At 33.9% G+C, this 17,230-nt stretch carries 10 protein-coding genes and 1 rRNA gene; 7 read left to right on the forward strand and 4 right to left on the reverse strand.

What is annotated here, in order from left to right:
* Window positions 1-106 precede the first annotated feature (106 nt).
* Window positions 107-216, forward strand: a 5S ribosomal RNA gene (rrf, locus tag M4I44_RS10295).
* A gap of 489 nt (window positions 217-705) precedes the next feature.
* Here rrf and M4I44_RS10300 read toward each other — a convergent pair.
* On the reverse strand, window positions 706-1,728 hold the full coding sequence (locus M4I44_RS10300; protein ID WP_249967221.1) for a proline-specific peptidase family protein: 1,023 nt from the start codon (window positions 1,726-1,728) through the stop codon (window positions 706-708).
* A 259-nt stretch (window positions 1,729-1,987) separates the two neighbouring features.
* Here M4I44_RS10300 and M4I44_RS10305 point away from each other — a divergent pair, with 259 nt between their 5' ends.
* Together M4I44_RS10305 and M4I44_RS10310 are read left to right on the forward strand one after the other, a co-directional pair.
* Window positions 1,988-2,824 carry an AraC family transcriptional regulator gene (locus M4I44_RS10305; RefSeq protein WP_249967222.1) on the forward strand — a complete coding sequence of 279 codons (837 nt, stop codon included), beginning with the start codon at window positions 1,988-1,990 and terminating at the stop codon, window positions 2,822-2,824.
* Window positions 2,825-2,911: 87 nt separating this feature from the next.
* Window positions 2,912-3,457, forward strand: a complete 546-nt coding sequence (locus M4I44_RS10310; protein WP_249967223.1) for a YbhB/YbcL family Raf kinase inhibitor-like protein — start codon at window positions 2,912-2,914, stop codon at window positions 3,455-3,457.
* Window positions 3,458-3,971: 514 nt separating this feature from the next.
* Here the strand turns inward: M4I44_RS10310 and M4I44_RS10315 are convergent.
* Genes M4I44_RS10315 through M4I44_RS10325 form a run of 3 tightly spaced genes read right to left on the reverse strand, consistent with a single transcriptional unit; the run spans window position 3,972 to window position 11,290 of the window.
* The gene (locus M4I44_RS10315) at window positions 3,972-4,349 is read right to left on the reverse strand and encodes a hypothetical protein (RefSeq protein ID WP_249967224.1); all 378 of its coding nucleotides are present in this window, start codon (window positions 4,347-4,349) and stop codon (window positions 3,972-3,974) included.
* A 29-nt stretch (window positions 4,350-4,378) separates the two neighbouring features.
* Window positions 4,379-8,053, reverse strand: coding sequence for a DUF6443 domain-containing protein (locus M4I44_RS10320; RefSeq protein WP_249967225.1), 3,675 nt, complete (start codon window positions 8,051-8,053; stop codon window positions 4,379-4,381).
* Between the two features lie 12 nt (window positions 8,054-8,065).
* Entirely contained in the window at window positions 8,066-11,290 is a 3,225-nt protein-coding gene (locus M4I44_RS10325) for a hypothetical protein (RefSeq protein WP_249967226.1), read from the reverse strand.
* Window positions 11,291-11,507: 217 nt separating this feature from the next.
* Between M4I44_RS10325 and M4I44_RS10330 the strand changes: the two genes are divergently transcribed.
* The 4 genes from M4I44_RS10330 (at window position 11,508) to M4I44_RS10345 (ending at window position 17,229) form a co-directional block, all read left to right on the forward strand.
* Complete coding sequence (locus tag M4I44_RS10330; protein ID WP_083342450.1) at window positions 11,508-11,906, forward strand: type IV pilin protein; 399 nt, start codon at window positions 11,508-11,510, stop codon at window positions 11,904-11,906.
* 479 nt (window positions 11,907-12,385) lie between these two features.
* Window positions 12,386-13,789: a GspE/PulE family protein gene (locus M4I44_RS10335; RefSeq protein WP_249967227.1), complete on the forward strand. Its 1,404-nt coding sequence runs from the start codon at window positions 12,386-12,388 to the stop codon at window positions 13,787-13,789.
* Window positions 13,790-13,831: 42 nt separating this feature from the next.
* Window positions 13,832-16,033: a type II secretion system protein GspD gene (locus tag M4I44_RS10340; RefSeq protein WP_249967228.1), complete on the forward strand. Its 2,202-nt coding sequence runs from the start codon at window positions 13,832-13,834 to the stop codon at window positions 16,031-16,033.
* Window positions 16,033-17,229 (forward strand): PilN domain-containing protein, encoded by a 1,197-nt coding sequence (locus M4I44_RS10345; protein WP_249967229.1) that lies wholly within the window; start codon window positions 16,033-16,035, stop codon window positions 17,227-17,229. The genes M4I44_RS10340 and M4I44_RS10345 overlap by 1 nt, the downstream gene beginning before the upstream one ends.
* The last annotated feature ends 1 nt before the right edge of the window (window position 17,230 follow it).

Genomic DNA, 17,230 nt, shown 5'->3' on the forward strand with positions numbered 1-17,230 from the left:
AAAAACTTATTTGTTTCTTTATCTCAGTATGTTAAAATATTGTTTTAATTATCAATTGTTAATTATCAATTGTCAATTAAAAAGTTGCCCAAGCAACTAACAGCCTTAAGGTGGTTATTGCGGCGGGGCTCACCTCTTCCCATCCCGAACAGAGAAGTTAAGCCCGCCTGCGCAGATGGTACTGCAGTTATGTGGGAGAGTATGTCGTCGCCTTTCTTTTGAAGAACCCTATCCAAAGCGGATAGGGTTTTTTGTTTTATACTAGTTTTAAATCCTTGCGCTTTTTGTGTAAATCTTTGCGATTAAAAAATAAAACGCGGATGATACGGATTCGCTAGGCGAAAACGCGGATTAGAACGGATTTTTTATTAGGTGTATGGCTTTTGCTCTTTCAGGGCGATATTTACTGTTTATTTTGGTTCATAGTGCTTCGCACCATGCTCTCTGCTTTTCGGGCTTTCAGCCCTTTTCCTTGCGTGCTTTGCGTGAACCTTCGCGCTCTTTGCGGTTAAAAACTTTAGTCCTTTTTTCTTTGAATATTCTTTTTATCATAGACTGCGTTAGGGATGGAAGCGATATCCTTTTGCGATGACCGTTCATTTAAAAATTCCCTGAAACTTCTATCGCAAAAGATTTAGCGGACAGCCCGACCCGTAGGGGAACGCCATAATAATTGTTGTCTTTAATAGGTTGGAATTTAATTTGTTATTGAAAAACTTTGGTGTCGACATCGTTTATAAACTGAATTACTCCGTTCATGAAGATTTTTTGATCGTCCCACATGGCGAGATGACTTCCGTTTGGGCAATAGAGATAACGTCCTTTTTTGACTAATTTGCTTTGTTCTTCCATTGCTTTTGGATCCATTGTATCGTATTTTGCGCCAATCATTAAGGTTGGAATTGTAATTTCATGCAAGCGGTTTTTAATATCCCATTCGGCTAAACGACCACTGATGCCAAATTCACTAGGTCCCTGCATTAAGCTGTAGATTTCACTATTGATATGTTTGCTGGCACGATTGAGGCCGTCCGGCCATTCTTTTAGTCTGCATAAGTGTTTTTGATAAAAATTTGGAAGAAGTAATTCCATATACCGTGGGTTGTTGAAATCTTTTTTGGCTTCAAGGGCTCTGATTTCTGCCAGTACTTCTGGTTTCATTTGTTTTGAAAGTACTTCATCGGCATATTTTCCGTAATCCGGGGCACTGGCCATCATGTTGGATACGAGTAAACCTTTCATGTTTTGTTGATATTTAAGGGCGTATTCCATGGCTAAAATACCACCCCATGAGTTCCCAAGGACATAAAAATTATTATGATCGGCGTCGATTGCTTTGCGCACTTGTTCTACTTCTTCTACAAAACGTTTTGTAGTCCATAAGCTGCTGTCTTTTGGCTGATCGCTATAATAAGATCCTAACTGATCGTATTCGTAGAACTCAAATCCTTCGCGTTGAAAGAATGTCTCAAAACATTCCATATACTCGTGCGTCATTGCGGGGCCTCCATGAAGCAACAGTATTTTTATTTTTGGATTGTTTCCAAAACGTTTTGTCCAAACTTTAAATTCTCCAACAGGGGTTTTTATAGGTATCATCCTGACGCCTGCCGATTCTACTTCTGACTCCTTATTGTAAGTAAAGTAGTTGGATAATGAATCGGTTTTAGATTCGTTTTTACAAGAAATCAACAGTAAAAAGGCAAGAATGACAATACTATAACGCATAACTTTGGAATTAGTGATTTAGAACATTCGTTTGTAATTAAAAATACGAATTTATTTTTGATTGAACTCACGAAGAAATTGGTAATAAGATTAATTGAGCATTTACTTAAAAACTCTTAAATCAGTACAGGAATGAAAGTGTGGAAAAGTTTATATTTACAGCTTGTTTGTAATTGTCGTAAGAAGTCAAATTTCCTATCTGCGACTCATGCAGAATTAGTTAACTGTACGATTAAAATTTATTTCCTTTTTTGTTACTATGAATGTACTAACGCTTCCTGACGAGTTAAATCTTGATCAGTCAAGATTGATTAACGTCTATGATTATACTAGTTCGAAAAGAATTTCTAAACAGCAAATTATTCTGAATCAGAATGTATTTAGTTTTTTGATTGAAGGTACAAAGGAAGTTGTTTTTGATAATTCGGCTGTATCGATCGATGCTTCGAAGTTTCTTATTATGAAATCGGGACATTGTTTAATGACGGAGAAGCTTTCGGATTTGTCTAACTATAGAAGTGTCGTTTTATTTTTTTCGAATGAAATTCTGCTGCGATTTATTAGAAAAATGGAATGGAGAAAGGAGGAAGCTGAAGAATGTAAGTCTGTGTGTGCTTTTGAATATGATGTGTTTCTTAAGCGGTTTGTAGATAGTTTGGTAGATATTTCAAAACTTTCGATTGAGATTAAAAGTAAGTTGCTGGAAGTTAAGTTTGAAGAGTTAATGCTTTATTTGGTGGGGATGTACGGTACAGAGTTTTTGTATTCGTTAACAGTAAAAAGCGATGATTCTTCACAAAAGTTTTTTCAGATTATAGAAAGTAGTCATCTTAGTAAATTGTCATTAAAGGAGTTGTCTTTTTTGTGTAATATGAGTGTTTCGACTTTTAAAAGAGAGTTTGAAAAACATTATTCGGAATCACCCATTAAATGGTTTCAGCATAAAAGATTGGAGTTTGCTCATTATTTACTTCATCAGGAGCAAAGAAGTCCTTCAGAAGTTTATTTTGAAGCAGGCTACGAAAGTTTATCAAGTTTTACTCAGGCTTATAAGTCAAAATATGGAGTAACACCAAAACAGGCACAGAAAAAGTGAGCTTTTGGCTATAGTTTTTGAGCCTTTGTCTCCATTTACTTTCTATTTTCAGGGTTAGATTTGTTTAAAATCTTAAACCATAAAAAAATGAAAAAAGTAAATGCAATTTTGATAATGTCCTTAATTTTTACCACAACAATTTTCGGACAGAAGACTTTTACACTAACCAGTAAAGATTTGGGAGGTGAGCTTACTAAAGTACAGGAATTTAAAGGATTTGGCTGTGCCGGTGAGAATCAATCTCCTCAGTTGCTTTGGAAAAATGCACCAGCCGGAACAAAAAGTTTCGCTGTGACCATGTATGATCCAGATGCGCCAACGGGAAGTGGATTTTGGCACTGGATTGTATTTGATATTCCTTCAGATGTAAACGAACTGGTAACTAATGCGGGGGCTAAAGATAAATTTTCGATAAAAGGTGCTGTTCAAAGCATTACTGATTATGGAATAAAAGGATTTGGGGGCCCTTGTCCGCCGGAAGGCCATGGATTTCATCAATATATCATTACTGTTTATGCTCTTAAAACGGATAAATTAGGACTTGATGAAAATACCAATCCGGCTATCGTAGGTTTTAATTTATTGAATCAGACTTTGGCAAAAGCAAGTATTATTGCTTATTATAAAAGGTAATTTTTAAAGAAAGGAGTGATAATTTGATGTTACCATAAAAACGAGAAGAAACTAATAGTGCCCCAAAATGCAAAAGCTGCTACCTAATTGAAGTGGCTTTTGTGTTTTTGGACAACTTGAAAGTTGTTTTAATTTTTTATGTGATATTAATATAAGTTTCAGATAATCACTAAATGTTAGATGCAATAATTAACGACCAATACATCTGATATATCACCTAAAAAAAGAAGAATCGCCACAAGCATACTTATGAGCTTTTAAATACAAAAAACCCCGCTACTAGCGAGGTTTTCGTTTTATATACTTTGGGGATTATCTTTGTCGGTGCGAAGTCAGAGGCATTCGCACAGCAGCTACACCTTGCGGAGCGGGGGATTTCATAAGAACACTTTGCGGAGCGGGGGCAGTTACTACATATCTAGAACGTCTGGAAAAAGCAACCTGAATGTTGTTTAGGTTTCTTTGCTTATATCTCTTCACTTGGTCTCAATTTTTTATTTTGAAATAAATACTTCTATTCCATCGGAGGTACAGAATAGTATGAATCGAAAATAAAATCTTTAGAGGTAACTTCTAAAATATTCCAAGTAAATAAGCCATAAAAGTAAATATTCGTTTCAAAGCTTTTAGTAGAATTTAAACCTCTTAGCTGTATGATATTTTTACCAAAACATAATGCTTGTCCTTTTGAATAAGATAAAGGAATATTAATGTTTAAAGTATCTATTCTTTTGTCGTTAACTATTAATACAAAATCATCTTTATAACTATTTAACTCACTTCCTCGAATACCTAAATAAGAATTTGATTTGAAACTAATGTAATAATAGCCTTCGTAAAATAGACCTAGAATAATAAAACAATATAAAATAATTTTAATTTTTTTTCTCATTTTAATTATATATCAAAAACAATTAATGATTAACCTTTCTTCTTTGCTCTGCCATTCGTATTTGTCAATATAACATTATCCGAACCAATAATTCCCGTATTTGGAAGCCCAAAAATTGTTGAATTAGTGCCATAATTAAGTTTGCCCTCTTTATAATTTTTAATGATTGTACCAAATTGCGTGGGTGATAAATTTGTTCCATCTCCACCACCTTGCATCAAACCACCCATTACATGTTCTAACCCAAATAGATGTCCAAATTCATGAGTTGAAGTTCTTTCTCCTTGATTTCCTATGTATTTATCATACATCCCAGAAAAATAATCCGCATCAACAAAAGCAACTCTTCCACCCAAAAAATTACTTGCTCCATAAGGAACGCCTATCCTTCCATTTTCATCAGTTTGAGGTTTCATTTTATCTGCGAGAACAAGTAAATGGTCACTGTCTTTTACATCATTCATTGATTTTGCAACAGAAAAATTTGCTGTAGTTTTAACTTTAACGCCATTCATATTACCACTGAATGATTTTTCTAGTGAAGAAGTAATATCAGAAACTGCTTGATTCATATCAACATTATTATCTGAAAAATTTATTACCTTACCAGTTATTTTAATATTTACATTTGTTAAAGTTCGATTACCATCCTTATCGCGAACTTCATTTCCTTCCTTATCTTTTTTATAAATTAAGCTAATATCAATTTGTTTACCATCTGGGTCAACAAAATATATCGGATTGTTAACAGCGTACGTGTAAGGTGAAAAACTAAAAACTTTCTCAGCCAGCGGGTCAACATTCATCCAACGCCCTAAAGCAGGATCATAATTCCTTGCTCCATAGTCGTACATGTTAAGCCCCAGCTCATCCTGTAGTTCTTTTCCGTTGTACTTATACTTATTCTCTACACCAGTTTTAACAATATTATACCCTTCCTGTTTTAAACCAAACGGATAATAATTACTTTCTTCTTTAATCGCTAAAGTTTTATCATAACTCAAACGGATGTTGCCCAAATGATCCTTGTATTGATACACATAATTATAAGAACTTCCCTGAGGCTCTACGTAGCCTTCGACTGTCGGGAAAAACTTCAGAACTCCATTATATCCACTGCCTGGTCTTTTACATTTATTGGCCATGCTTTCATATTGAAACCCTCCTAGATAATCAGTTATTGTAGTTATACAAGTCCCTTTATTAACTGTTTTACTAAGTTTTACCCCATTTGCATTGTAAATGTACACAATATTCCCGGTGGTGGCGAAGGTTATTTTTGTGGGTAAATTTAAATGGTTGTAAGTAATAGCCGTGATGCTTTTATTGGTATCAGAGGTCATATTTCCATTAGTATCATAGCTATATTGATTTGCCGTATTAGTTTGGGTAATAGGAGTGGTAAAACCAAAATAGTTGTTTCCTTCTTCTTTTACACGGGTTAATTGATTTCCCTGATAGGAATAAGACATATAATCCATGCATTCCAGATTTGCCTGAGCAACAACATCTCCCGAACGGTGGAGGAAAGTAATATTTCCGTTTTTGTCGTACTGCAGTTTTTCAAAATAGCTTGAATTTTGAGCAGCGTTTGTATTGTTTCTGAAATCGGCAGCTGTTAACCTGTTTAATTTATCATAACTATAGTTGTAGTTTCGAAGTACAGATTCTGAATTCACCGTTTTCCAATGCGTCTGACTGATATTTCCGTTAAATAATGCCACACCTCCCGCAGTAGGGCTGTTATAATTAAGCTGGAAGGCAAACAGATCCTTAGGATCGTTAGGTTTTACTAAAGAAGCCACATCGTTAATTCCGGTAAGCCAGCCTCTGATGTTGTAAGCATAATCAATTTTTTGAGTATTGTTACCTACTTTTTTAGAGATCAATTGTCCCAGTTCGTCATAGGTATTATCCACAATGGTTTCTATGGGTCCATTGTTTATTTGATGCGTTTGGATGAGTAAACGATCCTGAGAGGAGTATGTAAAAACCTCTTTGATCATAAGTTCTGTATCAGCAGCTGTCCTTTTGTGGCGGGTAATGCTGTATTGCAATTGTCCGGAAAAAGGGTCCAAACTGCTGTCAGTATAGCTATAACCGCCTAAATAGTTTTGAGTATGTGAACGTATTGGTCTGGCCTTTCCGTCATAGAAAGTGGCTGTCGTTTCTCCCGTCAAATTGTCACTTGACATTAGTACTCTTGTCCATGAAGCCGTTGCGAGCCCTTTAACTTCATTGGTCGTTAGAGTAGCCTGGCCTGCTACACTTGAGGGTATAGCAATACCAGCGGTTGGAAAAGTATAATTGTCGTAATAATTAACCGTTAGAAGTTTGAATGTGGTAGGTGCTACTACATTACTATAATAAGCAGTAATGCCATTCAGAGCCCCATTGCTTTGTTTGCTTTCGTTAATGGTTGTCAAAGCAGGATTATTCTGAGTCGTTTGTAAACTAGTTCTTCCATCGACTGTTGCAGCGGTAGCATTTGTCCATCCTGTATATACCGGACGGTTAAAAGCGTCGTATTTGGTAATGAGCCAACCTTCGGAAGTAATGTCAGAAAAAGGAGAATTAGCAGGTCCTGTGGCGACTGGTCTGTCTAGTTTATCGTAAACGATGAACTCCCATTGTTTGCCTGGTAGTTTTTTCTCGACCAATCTGTTGCGGTGATCGTATTTGTATTGATAACATAAATTATCTAAAATTCCCTGAGTACTATTATCGATAACAGCACTAAAAGTACTTCCAGCCTGAGCATGAAAGCCCGGAAGCAAGGTAATAGAATTTGAAGCCACTAAGTTCAATGTGTTTCCAGAAGCCGTTTGGACTGTTGAAGTTACATTGGTCTGTACAGCCGTTGTATTTTCTATCAAATCAAACGCTTTGGGAGGAATAACATAGGTGAGATTCCCATAAATATCATAGACATAATAGGTATCATGTCTGACCTGAGCATCATAGGTTCTTTTTAAAACTACCTGACCTTCTTTGTTTTTAAATTCTACTGTTGAGCCATTGATTTCAATAGGAGCAGTGGTTGTATTCTCATCATAAGTAATGGTTTTATAAAGTTTATTGGCCGCATAATGTCCACTATTGACGAACGATATCGTATAAAGACCCGCTGCAGCATCCCAAGCAGTATTGGCTTTGAAAAGTTTTACTTCTCCTGCTACATTGGTCTGATAATCTATTTTGATTTCACGACCCGATCCTGATCGCCAGTCATTTCCCGGAGCGGCCTGTTTGAGGATTCGATTCAAAGGAGAGGCTTCGAGTTCTTTTTGGCTAAAAGGATAACCTGTGGCTTCCAGAGCCGGATTGCCATTAAGAGCCGGATTAGGATTACCGTAATAAGACGTTGTGTTTGCTTTTGCAGCAGGATCAAAAGCCATGCTGGAAGATTCGGATTTGAAAGGCAGGTATTCTTGAGTTTGTCTTCCAAAATCATCATATTCGATATGGGTAATGATATCCTTACCTGAACTGGACTGCTGTGAGGCAACTTGCTGGATAGGTCTTCCGAGTCCGTCAAAATAAGTAACGTTTTGCGAACTTTGTGCCGGTGTTGGAACAGTCGGCAAGTTTGCTTCTGTAAAAGGTTGTTTATAGGTGGTGGTTTTGATGTAATTTTGGGTTGTGGTCTGTCCGATGACCATAACAGGAAACAAAACCAAAAGGAATTTAAGTCTGTTTTTCATGATGCTTTTGGTTTATGGTTTGTAGTTGTATTGGTTTTCTGAAAGGATCTTATCATTTTTATCTTTTACATATTTGAGTCTATTTAAACTGTCATAGGTATAGGTGATTTTATCCCCTTTAGGATCGGTGATGGTACTTACGCCAACTAATGGAATGTGAGTATAAGTGGTAATCATGGTATTAGGAAGTACCGCTCGCAAGTTATCTATCGCATTCAGATTATTTTCGTTGATAGTGTTTAAATCCGATACTCCTAAAGCGGTGGCTATTTGTGTATTGGTTGCATTCTCTATTTTGGCAATAACATGTTCATTATTATAACCCCAAATATATACGATATGTGTACCTGCAGATGTAGATAATTCTTTTACATTTCCATCTAAATAATAGTTATGATACTGAATACGATTTTCTAGTGGGTTTGTACTTTTTGCAGTTTGATTAAATTCTGGAAGAATAATAGTATTTGTCCAAGTTTTAAAATTAGTTCTTTTTGTGTTTTTTAATGATTTAGATCCATCAGGATTTCTTATGAATGTCTCGGTCTGAATAGGTACAGAAACAATATTTTTGTCGATTAAGTTATTAATTGATTGATCCTGAAAAGTATCTAAACCAATTATTGATCCCTTATTGTTAGGATAATATGTTTTAGTAGTTACGAGTTGATTTTCACTATTAAGAGTGCTGATTTCTGTAGGATACCCTGTTTGTGTGTCATATGTATATGACGTTACATTTTCAATTGTTCCATTTTTTTCTTGGGTAGTTGTACTATTGTAACTTAACTGAAATTCTCTTGCTGTATGTTTTATGGATTGTATAGCAAAATCACTTGGTCTACTAAATTTTAGAATACTTCCATGCTGGTCAATAGCAATTGATTCGATTTGAGATCTTAGAATCTGACAGTCAAAAACATAATTTGAAGGATTAATTTCGGTATCGTTGTAAACATATTCATGAGTTTGTTTAGTGATAAAATCGGGGGAATTGTTTTCTAGCAAATTTTGTTTAAGAATTTTTCCCAATTTAAATTCGATATCAGGATAGAGGTCTAAGAAAGGTTGAAAAGATTGCTTAATGTAGCTAGTATAATAGTTTTCTGTTTTGCCAATACTTTCATTGTTATTAATAATATTTACCTGGGAATAAAAAATGTGACTTCCTAAAAGAGATAACGGAGTTATAGGTCTTAAGTTGAAGGTAGTTTCATAATGTACTTGGTGGCTAAAATCTGATCCATCATTTAACATAAGTATATTACCGTTAGGTAATTCCAAAATGGTTGTTGCAGCAAATATATCTTTACGAATCATGGCGCTATTGAATCTAGGGCTTGGTTCAATAAGGAAACCGCTTGATATTGAATTATTTAAAGGGTATGAGTTGTCAATGTAGTTATATTTTTTCGTAACACAATTCTCAGAATCCTGATTAGGACAATCTTTTGTCTGTGATATTCTTACTCCTCCCACTTCAATATTTGAAGAGGAGGGATCATCGACATATGGAGTGGTTCGGTATTCAATAGTTGTTTTTGCATTATGATTACCACTTTCTACACCTATCTCACATAAGTGTGTTCTTAATTTATAGGTGCCAGCTTCTAAATACTGAAAATATTCTTCACTAAAATATTTTGGCCCCGTATTTACTTCATTATTTTTATACAATCTATAAAGTTCCTGACCATTGCTATCAACAAATGAACTCGTAGCTGAACTTTTACCTGCAGTTACATCAACTTCAAGTATGATTTTGACCGTTTGACCAAACGGAATAGTTACAGTTTTTTCATTTTGGTCACAGTCAAAGCTGTTATTTTCAGAGGATATGGCTACAGAATCGGATGCGTTATAGCTAGGATTTGATGACTCATAATCACCTCCGGTCCTCTTAATTTGATTAGGTTCGTAAGTGATTTTTGTAGTTCCTTTGGTTGGATAGGTTATCTTGTTTAATGCTCCTATTACTCCCTTGTTAAATGAAGGACTTAAGGAGTATTTTACATTATATTCAGTGAAAGGAATTCCATTGTAAAAACCCCATAAATCAGTCATATTATTTGCGATTTTATGAGTTGGTAATTCTTGTAAATTTTCATAGTCAAAATTATAGTAGTCTATTACATTACCATTACTATCTTCCTTTTTAATAGACTTCAGATAATAATAGTAACCACTATCATAATAATCGAAATGAAATTTTTCAATTAATTTGTTTTTTAAATTGTAAACACTAACAGATTTTAATTTGACCTGATTCGTACCTTCTACACTTGCGGGATCAGGAAGTGCTGAATATGCAGGTCTGTAAAAAATGTTTTGATCAAAAAGTATATATCCATTAGGAAAATCAATTCGTTTTATAATTTTTGATTCTGTAGTTTCTAAACTAAAATTAGAAGAATACCCACCCCCATTAGCAGGTGGTTCGATTTCCAGTTGCGTTTGTACTGTTTTTGTATTAGTTGTATATCTATGAATAGAATTATAATTGTCGTATTGAAAACTAATTTCTTTATTTGAGTTGGGTAATGTTATTTTACTAAGCATAAATGAACTCATATAGTCAGTTTCATTATTGGATGGTGTCCAATCAGTAATCATAGTGTGTTCAAGATCATTAAATTGGTATAAAATGCCCTTGTCATCTTTAATGTTGATGAATCCGTTAAATGTTACTTTATAGTTTTTTTGTTCTGAAAAAACAGCCGTTTTATCATATTTAAATCTAAAACTTCCATTAATAGTTGCTGTGTTTAATATAAATTTATCCGGACGCGTATCATAGCCGTGATCTGCAGCATTTTTTAAAGCTTCTACTTTTTCTTCGAGAGAAAGAGTATTCAAATTTTCATATTTACTTCCTCTAACAAAATAACCAATGTAAGGATCCTCATCTTCAACCCCTTTCATCTGTCTTGCTATTACACCACCAAAATTTGCTGTCCATCCCATTCCTACCATCGTAGGATCTGTTTCTGGTTTAAAGCCATTATAATTATAGGAAAGCGTTAGGGGGTATTCAAAATCCCCCGATTTTATAGTATAAATCGGTATGGTATAATTAATTTGTCCAGTGGATAAATTGACAGGAACCCCTCCGTATTGCCCAAGACTGGCCGCTTCTGGAGATGCTGAAATAATCTTTGGTAGTGATGACGTTGCATTATTTTGGCTCATTACAAGTAAAGAGCTTATCATAAACAAGATTGTAAACTTAATTTTCATTTTTTTAATAATTTATTTAAGGTTTTGGTTAGTTAGTTTTTATAATTAAATCATATCATTTTGAGAAATCATTTTGGAGACACGACAATAATAGTAAAAATTTTCTTATAAATTAATATGGATGCCCATAAATTATTTCTCATTTTCGCACCCTTTACTTTTCAATAAAAAAGATATATTTGTAAAAATTAATTTATATTTTGTTTTGAAAAAAAATATCTTTAAAAAACTGCCTTCTTTTAACCTTCAAGAGATGTTGATTGTATTGGCGATTATAGGAATCTTGTTATTAATTGCTTTGCCAAATTTGATGCCTTTAATTACCAAAGCCAAAAGTGTTGAAGCACAAGTGCAATTAAAAGCAATTTATAATGCTGAAAAACAATACTATTTTATGTATTCAAAATACAGTTCTAATTTTTCAGAAATTGATTTTGAAGCTCCTAAAACTACAAAAGAAAACGGTAGTGCTAATTATGTTTATGAGATTGTTCAATCTGATAATAATGCTTTTAAAGTAAAGGCAACTGCCATCACTGATTTTAACGGGAATGGTGTTTTTAACGTTTGGGAAATCGATCAAAATGGAGTACCCAAGCAAATTATTAACGATTAGATGTGGTATTTAAAACTTATATTAATACTTGTATTTGCAGTCGTTTTATATCAGGATTTTAAGAGTCGTTTAGTGTATTGGTTTTTGTATCCTGTGGTTGGTCTTTTGGCTTTTGCAATTCAATTGCACAATGTCCCCATGATTATAGCGGCTTATAATTTGGGAGTCAATTTGTTGCTGGTATCAATCATTTTAGGAATTAGTTTTTTGTATGTCAGATTCCGAAAACTAGACTTTAGTAATTCAATCGGAATAGGAGATCTCTTATTTTTTATATTTATTTCCGGGACTTTCTCTACTGTATCTTTTATTGTGCTATTTGTTTTTGCCTTACTTTTTTCGCTCGTTTTGCATTTTATATTGAGTAATAAAAAAACAGATAAGACTGTGCCATTGGCGGGTTATATGTCTCTTTTTTTCGGAGGAGTATATGCAATGACTTTTTGGTATAACAGTACTTTTTTATACGCTTATTAAATATGGAGAATTTTGATCTTCCAATAGAGTTTCAACAGCTTGTTAAATCAGAACAGGCTTATTACTACAGAATTATTCCAGTTGGGAAAAAGAATGAAATTGTTTTATTAAAAACGGATGCTTCTGATCGTATAAGTCTGCAAAATGAGTTAGGAGTTTTATTAAGCTTTAAAGTGGAACTGGAAAATGATTCTACTGATAATATAAACCGTTATTTAAGTACTAATTATAGAAAAATAGCAAACAATAGTATTTCGGAGATTCATTATACAGCAGACTTTCTGGAAAAAATTGTTTTAAATGCAAAAGAAATCGGAAGCAGTGATATTCATTTTGAACCTTATGAAAAAAATGCCAGAGTTCGTTTTCGTTTAGACGGAAAGCTAAAAGAACAATTTCATATTTCGGTTGAAGAATATCCTGTAATCGTTAACAAAATAAAGATCCGGGCTCAGCTGGACATTTCGGAGAAACGATTACCGCAGGACGGGCGTATTACGATGGTAACAGATTATCAGGATTTTGATGTTCGTGTATCTGTATTGCCTACTTTGCATGGAGAGAAAGTAGTATTGCGTATTTTAAGTAAAGATACGAGCCATATTGATATTAATTCGCTTGGTTTTACCGAAAGGGAATTAAGAGCCTATTTAGAAAATATCAAGCGGCCAAATGGTATTGTTCTTATTTCAGGTCCAACAGGATCTGGAAAAACGACTACTCTTTATGCTACTTTAAAAAAATTAAATGTTCCCAATACTAATATTTTAACTGTTGAAGACCCTATAGAATATACACTTGAAGGAATTAATCAGGTGCAGTTGAAAGAAAATATTGGACTTGATTTTGCGACAACCTTAAGGACTTTTTTACGACAAGATCCTGATATCATAATGGTTGGTGAGATTCGTGATGTTAATACAGCCAATATGGCAATTCGGGCTGCTTTAACAGGACACCTTGTTTTGTCTACGATTCACACTAACTCTGCATGGGCGACCGTTTCGAGATTAATTGATATGGGAATTCCGTCTTTTTTAATTGCCAGTACCTTAAATATTAGTGTAGCACAGCGACTGGTTCGTAAATTATGTGATTCCTGCAAAACAGAAGAAGTAATTTCAAATTCTATTTTTCCAAGCGGATTTGAAATTCCAAAAGATTTGAAATTCCATCATGTAGCTGTAGGTTGTGAGCATTGTTATCATACAGGTTATGCTGGTCGAAAAGCAATTTACGAAATTTTACCAATTGGCAGTGAACTGTCTAATTTAATCAAGAATAATCAGCTGGATATCAATGAATATCTGGAGGAGAACAACATTATTACGCTAAAACGTAATGCATTGCTATTAATAAAAGAGGGAACTACTTCAGTTGACGAAGTTTTTTCACTACTCTTGTAATAAAATACGCCTAATTTAAAGTTTTACAATTGAAATAAATTCATGAAAAAAATAATTATCCTATTTTTAATCTTTATTTTCCAAACTTCATTTTCTCAGGAAAATAGAATATTACAGCTTAAAAATCATATTGAATCAATCACTACGGATGCTCCGGGCTTAAACGAAAAAATAAATGTTAATATTAAGGAAGCTTCATTGTCCAGTTTTCTGTTAGCAGTTTCTCAGGTTCATAAATTGAATATTAGCGTTGCTCCTAATTTAAGTCAGATTAATATCGTGAATAATTTCTCAGATGTAACTGTGGGTGATCTGCTTATTTTTTTATGTAAAGAATACAGTTTAACTATCGATTTTACCGGAAACATACTCTCCATAAAATCATATATAAAACCTGTTGAAGTTCCCGCTTTAAAAGCAATAGATGTAAGTTATGATCTGGCTAATAATTTGCTTTCTCTGAATTTAAAAGACGACAAATTATATGATGTTTTTAGAAAGATTATGGATGAAAGTGCTAAAAATTTAGTTTTTGCTCCTGGTCTTGAAAATCAGCTTTTAACCGTGTATATAAAAAATATGCCTTTTGATGCTGCACTAAATAAATTAGCATTTGCCAATAACCTAACCGTAACAAAATCAAGAGATAATTTTTATGTTTTTGATAAGACGGAAGGGAATTTTGTTGCCGAAGGAACTTCAGATCCTAACAATGCAATAAGACAAAATAGACCACAGCGAGCAAGAAAATCTAACTTTTTCTTTACGGTTGTTGATGCTGAAAAAAAAATATTGGATGTAGATTTTGAAAATACGGCAATTTCAAGTATCGTCTATGATATAGGTCGTGAATTAGATATTGACATGTTTATTTCAAGCCCTTTAGAAGGAGCGGGTAATGCAACTGTTAAAGCGAAAAATATTACGTTTGATGCTCTTTTGGTTAAAATCTTTCAAACTAAAACAGACAGTAATTCTTCAAATAATAATAACCAATCATTTAATAATAATAATTCAGGAGTTTCGATTTCGTCCTCGTCCGGAGGGAGTTATACTTTTATGAAAAACGGGTCGATCTACTATTTTGGGACAAAAGATCAATTGGTGGTAAGAAATATAAAATCTATTCCTTTAATGCATCGCTCTATCGAGATCTTAAGCGATCCGTCAAAAGAAGGCAGAAGTGCCGGAAGATTAAATAATACTAATAATTTTTCTAATTATAGTTCCAATTCTAACTCCAATTTTAATTCCAATTCGCTTGATAACAGGGGGAATTCTAATTTCCAGAATCAAAACAGTAATTTTAATAATGCAAACAACAACAGCTCTTCCTCTTCAAACAGCGGTCCTTCTGAATCAATTTTGACAATTATTCCCGATGAAATTAAGAAAGATCTTGATATCAAAATTGATAAAGAATTAAATAGCTTTTTGGTAAATGGTCCGGCTGCAAACATTGAGAGATTTGAATCTTTTATACAATATATTGACAAAGCGGTTCCGGTAATTTTAATAGAAGTTATGCTGTTGGAAGTCAACAGAAGCGCTACTGTCGAAACAGGAATTAAAGCCGGAATAGGAGATAAACCTGTTAAGACATCGGGTACTGTGTTTCCTGGTGCAGACATTAATTTAGGTGCATCAACAATTAACAGTATAATTGATAGTTTTAGCGGTTTTGGTTCTTTAAATATTGGAAAAGTAGTTCCGAATTTTTACTTAAGTTTAAAGGCTCAGGAAACAAATGGAAATTTAAAAATCAGGTCTTCCCCAAGATTATCAACATTAAACGGACATAAAGCTTATTTGTCTATAGGAGAAACGACTTATTATGTCGTGACTAATCAAAATTTTTACGGATCACAGATTCCACAGGCTTCTGAGGTTAAAAATTATCAACCTATTGATGCGGAATTATCTGTAACCATTATGCCTTTAGTTTCCGGTAACGGACAAATTACAATGGATATCAAAGTGATACAATCAAGTTTTAACGGACAGAAAGTAGATAAGGATGCACCTCCGGGAATTAATTCCAGAGAGTTTACATCGATAATCAGAGTTAAAGATCAGGATTTAATTGTATTAGGAGGTCTTGAAGAATCGGCAAAAAATGATTCGGGATCAGGAGTGCCTTTGCTGTCCAGAATTCCAATTATTAAGTGGATATTCAGTTCTCGCAAACGAGAAGATTCTAAGAAAAAACTAAGCGTTTTAATTAAACCGACTGTTATTTACTAATGGGCTTACCATCAATAAACAGCCTTTTACTTGGCAAACAATATATAGGCATCGAGCACTTCACTTTAAATAGTGAAGACAAAGTTTCGTTGCTGCTAGTTGAAAATAAGAAAGAAGGATTAGTAATTGCGAAAAAAGACAGAGTCAATTATAATGGAAAGATAGCGGAGAAATGGGATTCTAAATTGCCTTTTTTTTTAATTGTTAATACCAATCAGGTCATCCAGAAAGAGGTCTCAGGCATTGACCCTTCGGATGAAAAATTATTGCATAAGGCATTTCCCAATACCAATTGGGAAGAGTTTTATTTTGAGATTTGGCGATTAAAAACAAAATCTATAATTGCTATTACCAGAAAATCGTATCTGGATGAAATGTTGGCCAATTACGTAGCTCAAAAAATAAGTATTGCAGGAATTAGTCTTGGTATTTGTTCGATTGCTGAAATTGTTGATTATACCACCGAAACAGAATTTTATACCAATCACCAGGCTGTATCCCGACAGGAGCAAAATCAAATTATTACTTCGGAGGCTCTGGAATCAGCCGTAATTTACAATATCAATGACCTTCAGTTAGAAAACAGACAGTTATTAGCATTTTCGGGTATACTGAGAATGATAATGAATAATACCCCAAATACTGGTTCGGTAGTGTCTTACAGCGAAGAATTGTATGATGTATATAACCAGAAAGTTTTTTTTAGCAAAGGCTTAAAAGTTATGGTTGCAGTTGTGTTTGTTATTTTAGTACTTAATTTTCTTTTTTTCTCTCATTATTACAAATTGGCTCAGGAAACTTCAGAAACACTATTAGTGAATAAATCATCTGTTGAAGATGTGAATCAACTTAAGAAAAGAATTATTGTAAAAGAGGAAAAAGTTAAAAGTATTTTGGGAAAAACTACTTCCCAAAGCTCATTAATGATCAATGAAATTGCCAGAAAAGTTCCATCTTCTATTGTACTGACAGAATTGGCTTTTAATCCTCTTGAGAAGAAAGTAAAGTTAGAAGAGCCCATTCTTGTTCAGGAAAGAACAATTACAATCTCGGGAACAACGATCGCGAATGAGGCTTTTACACGTTGGGTTGAGGAAATAGAGAAACTAAATTGGGTAGATAAAGTTTTGATTACTCATTTTGGAAAAAATGAAGCTAATGAAACGGCATTTTCGATTAAATTAACCTTAAGATAAA

It is taken from the genome of Flavobacterium sp. B183 (assembly GCF_023539155.1).
In the GTDB taxonomy this organism is placed as follows: Bacteria; Bacteroidota; Bacteroidia; order Flavobacteriales; family Flavobacteriaceae; genus Flavobacterium; species Flavobacterium tructae.